Genomic DNA, 5,408 nt, shown 5'->3' with positions numbered 1-5,408 from the left:
TTTTGTCTGTGACAGGGCGGCAATATTGCTCCATACGGTATAATTGACCATCTGGAGCACTTTAGAGTAGACTTCTTTTAGTGCAGGATTCTCATCTTTCAGTGTCACTATCCGGGCCTGTGTTTCCTTATTCTTCAGGGGCACACCACAAGCCTGTGCCTCATTACATTCTTCCAGAAGTTTGTTGTAGAGCCACCTACAGGTATCAAGTGCTTCATTCAGTCGCGTCTCTGCAACTGGATTTGGATATGCACAATACTTGTAGGATACTATCATTCATTTCTCCGTTTGAGAATCAACGTAATCTTTCAGAACATCAGGACTAACCTGCCCGGACGTTGCAAGGAAATATGAGGGAGACCAGAATGCATCTCCACACAACAACTTTATGGTTGCAGGATACTCCTGACGCAATTTGCGTGACGATACACAATATAATTATCGTAGCGAGGAAGGGGCTCTGCTTTCATCCCCGGCCTGAAGACCGGGGACTTCCCGCTCCGCCCCTTCACCCCGCGAGTTAAAAAATATGGATTGGTCATCCTGACCATCATTATTTTCGGTGTCATCTCATATAGTATTATAAACGGCGTGACAGATACCTCCGGTTCAGCAGGTGAAGACAGTGATGCCCGTGATCCAGTCGTTTTTATCAGGAGTTATGGAAATTTTTCGCAGGAAGACTATAATATATACGAAGTGATGCCTGAGGCGATTAACCTGTCACGTTCCGAACTTTCAGAGTATATGAGCCTGCAGGGCGGTCCTCTTGTTGGTTATGGTTTATATTATAAAGGATACATTGAGATCTGCTGGAATAAAGATACGGAAGTGAATGAATCTACCATGGACCGGATTTATTCTGTCTGGAACAAAAACGGAAAACTGGCCGGTGTAGAGGACATACCTGTTGTTTTTTCACTTTGTTCGAAATATGAGGGTGACTGATCGGAGTTGTCTGATCAGTCATTTTTTCCTTTTTTCGTGACGTCAGGCAACGATTTTTTCAATTTTCTGCTCTGTTGAATTCCTCAGATATAACAACTAAAACAAGAGACTGAACTGTTTTCGTAAGGTTATGGAGAATCACTTTGATCCTGATTTCTTTGACCTGACACCGATATTTTCATGCCTTCAGCACCTCTCCAAATCTTCTTTTAAGGAGTCAACTACCCACGACTAAAGTCGTGTGCATCCTGAGCACAACTGATTTATATGCAGTGTGGATAATTGACGGTTCATGGAAACCTACTTAGGCAGGGCCGAGGTGAAGGAAAAAACCGAAGAGCTCCTGGATGAACCGTCCCGTAATACTTTCACGGATATTGAGAAGGAGCTCCTGGCACTGGGTTTCATCCAGAGGGGATCAGACCCGGCATCGGCTGAATTTCAGCACTCAGGAGCGGGACTGATGCTCGATGTTGAGTTCAGTGAAGATGGCGATGTACACTCATATGAACTGCTCACCACCGAGGAGATGGACGAGAAACAGAGACGGTTCCGGTGGTGAGCGGAGGGGGGCCCTCAAAATTTTTTGGTATCAAACTGTTAATCCCCAGGAATTTCCACAAACAGATACGCACACCTTTGTGGAGAAAAATAAGCAAAATATACGGCAGAAGAAACACTGATGAATGATTGGAAAAAGAGATTCCTGTCCGGGCAGTTGCACAGGCGATGAACAGAGATCGTTCCCTGTGGTTTGGTTATCTTACGATTCTCTTCTGCGGTACTGAAGCATCTGAGATATTCTTCGGTACTCGGCATCCGAGAGTTGCCTTACCGGCATTCTGGAAATCACATAATCACCTCCTTTTTTTGTTGTAATCTTCGATATGTCGTTTGGTTGGCATTAAGAGATCCCGAACAATGTTCTGATTTCCGGGAAAACAAAAAAAATACCTTCTCACTCGGGAGATCACATGCCGATCCCCGATGGATTGAGATTACGAACCGGAATGTGCCGGTTTGGGCATCAGTCCATTATCTGCACTAAAATTCGGCGTTCCCCCGTATCCTGCCAGGGGAGCCCTGTCCGGGATATGGCGGATGGAACCGCGGGTCCATTTATATAGTAACACCCTGATCTCAGTGCATGAGAATCCGCACCATCCTCCCTGCTCTCGCACTCCTGCTGGTCATCATCCTGGTGGCCGGTTGCACTGACACCGTTTCAGTGAATCAGAACGAGACGGGGGCGACTCCTGTGGGTACCTCGACACCACCTCCCTCCCCCGAAGAGCTGGTGACATTTGTCCAAAACGCCTCCGAATATGCACAGGTGCACGGACAAGAGGCGGCTCTGCGCGAATTCAACAACCCGTCCGGCCGGTTTGTGGAGGGTGAACTCTACATCTTCGCCTACGACCCCGAGGGAACCACCCTTGCTCTCCCCTTCCAGCCTGACCTGATAGGCAAGAGCCGCTGGAACACAACCGATGCCGAAGGCACCGCCTTTATCCAGGAAATGATCGCAATGGCGCAGTCCGGTGGCGGGTTTGTCCGTTACCAGTACCTGGACCCTTCGGACAACAACACCGTCAAACCCAAACTCAGCTATGTCATGGAAGTGGATCAGAACTGGATCATCGGATCCGGCATCTATGAGCCGGAATGAAACAATTCGATCGTGAGGGCGGTCTCATCCTCCAGACTCTCAACAAACCGCTGCAAAAGGGCGTGCCTTTGCTCAGCAATCTCCCCTGCACCGTCCGTATACATAAGCCCCCGGAGGTTCAGCAGTTTTTCATGGATGTGACTGGCGGCGTCCCCGATGCCGCCCCCGTGTTCGCCTGCCTGAAGAAACGTCCGTGCGATACCGACCGCCCCCATGGCGTCGAGTTTGTCGGCGTCAGAGAGGATCTTTGCCTCCAGGGTCTCAGGTTCGGCGCCGGTGCTGTAGCGGTGGGTGCGTATCGCATGGACAATTGCCGGGATGCGTTCTGCGTCGTAGCCCGCCTGCCTGAGGTATGCTTCTGCAATTCGTGCCCCTTCCTCTTGGTGGGGGATGCCTGTCTCATCTTCAATGGGACGGGCGATATCGTGGAAGAGGGCGGCCGGGATGAGAACCCGCATATCCGCACCCTCGGCCCGGCCGATCTCCTCGCAGAGGCGGGTGACGCGGAGGATGTGGTCAAGATCGTGGGCTCCCGACTGGCTGAAGAACGTCTCGACATAGGCCAGTATCGACTCCATCTCTGTCTTTTCCATGGTACAGGGAGGTTGGCACCGGATGGTGATAAGGGATCGGGCCCTGTGCAGGGCACCCCCTCACCGGAAACAGATTCATCAGGGCCTGGGGCGGAAAACCTGATTCATAAAAAATGACCCATTAAATCAATCTGCAGAGAGTATCTCTCCAAAAAAATGTTGAGTTGTCTATTCACCGTCTCTGGTGTCGTTACCGCTGAATCCACCAGCGCCTGGCCAGATACCCGCCGCCGATCAGCGCCAGAATGACCACGCCACCGATCACGATCGTCGCAGGCGGGAGGCCGGGTGCCGGTTGAGTGACGGTAATGCCCCTTGTTGTCCGTGTATACCCGTCGGCATTGCATACCTGCAATGTTGCCGTATAGTTGCCTGCAGCCGTATAGGTGTGCACGGGGTTCGGATCGGTTGATCCTGCGGGCCGGAGCCGCCACGTGTCGTTATATATTATGTCGTCAACCCAGCCACACATCAGCACAATGGAGCCGTCCGGCATCGCGACGCCGGAGGGTTGAATTCGTGCCGGCCACCCGGGATTTGCGTTCACCAGTGTCCATGTTGCGCCGGAATCTGTCGACCGCCACATGTCGTTCAGGTAATGATCGTCGTCAATGATTCCCCCCATGAGCAGGATACTGTCATCCGGCATCACGACTGACACCGGGGCCTGCCGTGCCGACCACCCGGGATCTGCATTTACCTCTGTCCACGTTGCGCCGTTATCGACTGATCTCCAGATGTCGTTGAGTGCGGAGGTGTCATCCCAGCCGGCCATGAGGATGATGCTGCCGTCCGGCATCGCAACCGCCGTATGAACAGAACGCCCTGACCATGTGGCATTTGCGTTCACGAGCGTCCATGTGCTGCCGTTATCGGCTGACTGCCACACGTCATTTTTTAGCGTGCCGGATTCATCCCGGCCGCCCATGAGGACGATAGTGCCATCAGGCATTGCCACGCTGGCAAAAAAGTATCGTGCCGACCACCCGGAACCCGTGTTCACCTGCGTCCATGTTTTCCCGTAATCGGCCGATTGCCACGTGTCGTTGAACATGGTGATATTCTCATAACCGGCCAGTCCGCCCATGAGCAGGATACTGCCGTCCGACAGCACGACACTGCTTTGACCGTATCGTCCCGGACACCCGGAACTTGCGTTCATCAGTGCCCATGTTGCGCCGTAATCGGTCGACCGCCACGTCTCGTTCAGGCATCTCTCTTTCGTGTAGTCGAGATCGTCAATCCCTCCCATGAGGACGATGCTGCCGTCCGGCATTGCTACCATGCTGGATCCGGCTCTTCCCGGCCACCCGTCACCCACTGTCAGTTCTGTCCACGGCTGCGTATACGACTCGTCGCCAAAGAACCATGCCCAGCTGGTTGCCCCGGTCGATTCGTCAGCGAAGTCTACGGTCAGGGGTGCTGTGCCCGATACCGGGGTGCCGTTGAACGCCGCTTCTGGGGCAGCAGCGCCCGCAACGCCGACAAGCAGGAGAATTGTTGCAAAAAACAGGAACAATTTCAATGCAGGAATATTCTTCAATTGTTCAATCATTGATACTTAAAAAAATTCTAAAATATATACCCATTCCGGTTTTTAGGAGTGAACTACCTCTGGGCTAAAGACCCAGAGGCTTCCTGCTTCATACCCCGAACCATTGTTCGCGAGTCCACAGGCCCTTCCCCTCGTCCCGAGGGTGCAAATATATTATATTCCAATTAGGTTTTGTTTATCAAGAGCGAATTTCCTGATGTTGATAGCCGCATTGATATCCCGGTCATGATGTGCCCCACAATCAGGACAGACCCAATCTCTATCAGATAGTGTCATATCCTTTTTGTAGTATCCACATTTGCTGCATATCTTAGAAGATGCAGTACTTTAAAATCCCCACTTTTTCCACCCCTCTCCTGTGAACCCTGCCTAAAAGTTAACTACTTTACGATATTATCCTCCCTCATCCGAACTCAATCTAATGATGCCCTCCTCCTATAATCAGCATAATGACGTACGGGAAGGTTTACATGCAAGCGAAAATCTCAAAATATGGTCTGTGTTATCAAAACCAAGTTCATATTAGTGAAAAAACAAACAGACCTCAGATCTCATCTGACAAGTATCGTTCATATAATCGACAAACACATTTCGTTTCCTAAAATTGGTCGAACTGATTCAAATGCCATACTTGAAGGCTGTG

At 51.1% G+C, this 5,408-nt stretch carries 7 protein-coding genes and 2 pseudogenes; 3 read left to right on the top strand and 6 right to left on the bottom strand.

Translation table 11 applies throughout. The features are described from left to right. Together MKMG_RS10405 and MKMG_RS10400 are read right to left on the bottom strand one after the other, a co-directional pair. Positions 1–276, bottom strand: a 276-nt coding sequence (locus tag MKMG_RS10405; RefSeq protein WP_165077797.1) for a helix-turn-helix domain-containing protein, incomplete at its 3' end; no start/stop codon positions are given. Next, positions 277–429, bottom strand: a pseudogene (locus MKMG_RS10400) (transposase); the annotation flags it as partial. Between the two features lie 162 nt (positions 430–591). Between MKMG_RS10400 and MKMG_RS10395 the strand changes: the two are divergent. After that, a complete protein-coding gene (locus tag MKMG_RS10395) occupies positions 592–948 on the top strand; it encodes a hypothetical protein (RefSeq protein ID WP_165077795.1) in 357 nt (118 codons plus the stop codon). A gap of 58 nt (positions 949–1,006) precedes the next feature. Here the strand turns inward: MKMG_RS10395 and MKMG_RS11615 are convergent. Then, a pseudogene (locus MKMG_RS11615) lies at positions 1,007–1,165 on the bottom strand (IS5/IS1182 family transposase); the annotation flags it as partial. A 75-nt stretch (positions 1,166–1,240) separates the two neighbouring features. Here MKMG_RS11615 and MKMG_RS10390 point away from each other — a divergent pair. Further along, positions 1,241–1,510 carry a hypothetical protein gene (locus MKMG_RS10390; protein WP_165077793.1) on the top strand — a complete coding sequence of 90 codons (270 nt, stop codon included), beginning with the start codon at positions 1,241–1,243 and terminating at the stop codon, positions 1,508–1,510. A gap of 585 nt (positions 1,511–2,095) precedes the next feature. Further along, on the top strand, positions 2,096–2,617 hold the full coding sequence (locus MKMG_RS10385; RefSeq protein ID WP_165077791.1) for a cache domain-containing protein: 522 nt from the start codon (positions 2,096–2,098) through the stop codon (positions 2,615–2,617). On the opposite strand, the gene MKMG_RS10380 is transcribed toward MKMG_RS10385, so the two are convergent. The 3 genes from MKMG_RS10380 to MKMG_RS10370 all read right to left on the bottom strand — a co-directional run bounded on the left by MKMG_RS10380 (position 2,602) and on the right by MKMG_RS10370 (position 5,041). After that, positions 2,602–3,210 (bottom strand): HD domain-containing protein, encoded by a 609-nt coding sequence (locus MKMG_RS10380; RefSeq protein ID WP_165077789.1) that lies wholly within the window; start codon positions 3,208–3,210, stop codon positions 2,602–2,604. The genes MKMG_RS10385 and MKMG_RS10380 overlap by 16 nt on opposite strands. Before the next feature lie 190 nt (positions 3,211–3,400). Next, positions 3,401–4,765 carry a kelch repeat-containing protein gene (locus MKMG_RS10375; RefSeq protein ID WP_165077787.1) on the bottom strand — a complete coding sequence of 455 codons (1,365 nt, stop codon included), beginning with the start codon at positions 4,763–4,765 and terminating at the stop codon, positions 3,401–3,403. Between the two features lie 153 nt (positions 4,766–4,918). Further along, positions 4,919–5,041, bottom strand: coding sequence for a transposase (locus MKMG_RS10370; RefSeq protein ID WP_254059169.1), 123 nt, complete (start codon positions 5,039–5,041; stop codon positions 4,919–4,921). Positions 5,042–5,408: the final 367 nt, after the last annotated feature.

The sequence above is a fragment of the Methanogenium sp. MK-MG genome, from assembly GCF_009914725.1.
Taxonomy (GTDB): Archaea; Halobacteriota; Methanomicrobia; order Methanomicrobiales; family Methanomicrobiaceae; genus Methanogenium.
This window is presented reverse-complemented; position numbering and strand designations above follow the sequence as displayed.

Bases quoted from the DNA above. Each gene is read 5' to 3' on its own strand.
- MKMG_RS10390 (WP_165077793.1), top strand. From the start codon at position 1,241: ATGGAAACCTACTTAGGCAGGGCCGAGGTGAAGGAAAAAACCGAAGAG.
- MKMG_RS10380 (WP_165077789.1), bottom strand. From the start codon at position 3,210: ATGGAAAAGACAGAGATGGAGTCGATACTGGCCTATGTCGAGACGTTC.
- MKMG_RS10385 (WP_165077791.1), top strand. From the start codon at position 2,096: ATGAGAATCCGCACCATCCTCCCTGCTCTCGCACTCCTGCTGGTCATC.
- MKMG_RS10370 (WP_254059169.1), bottom strand. From the start codon at position 5,041: ATGACACTATCTGATAGAGATTGGGTCTGTCCTGATTGTGGGGCACAT.
- MKMG_RS10375 (WP_165077787.1), bottom strand. From the start codon at position 4,765: ATGATTGAACAATTGAAGAATATTCCTGCATTGAAATTGTTCCTGTTT.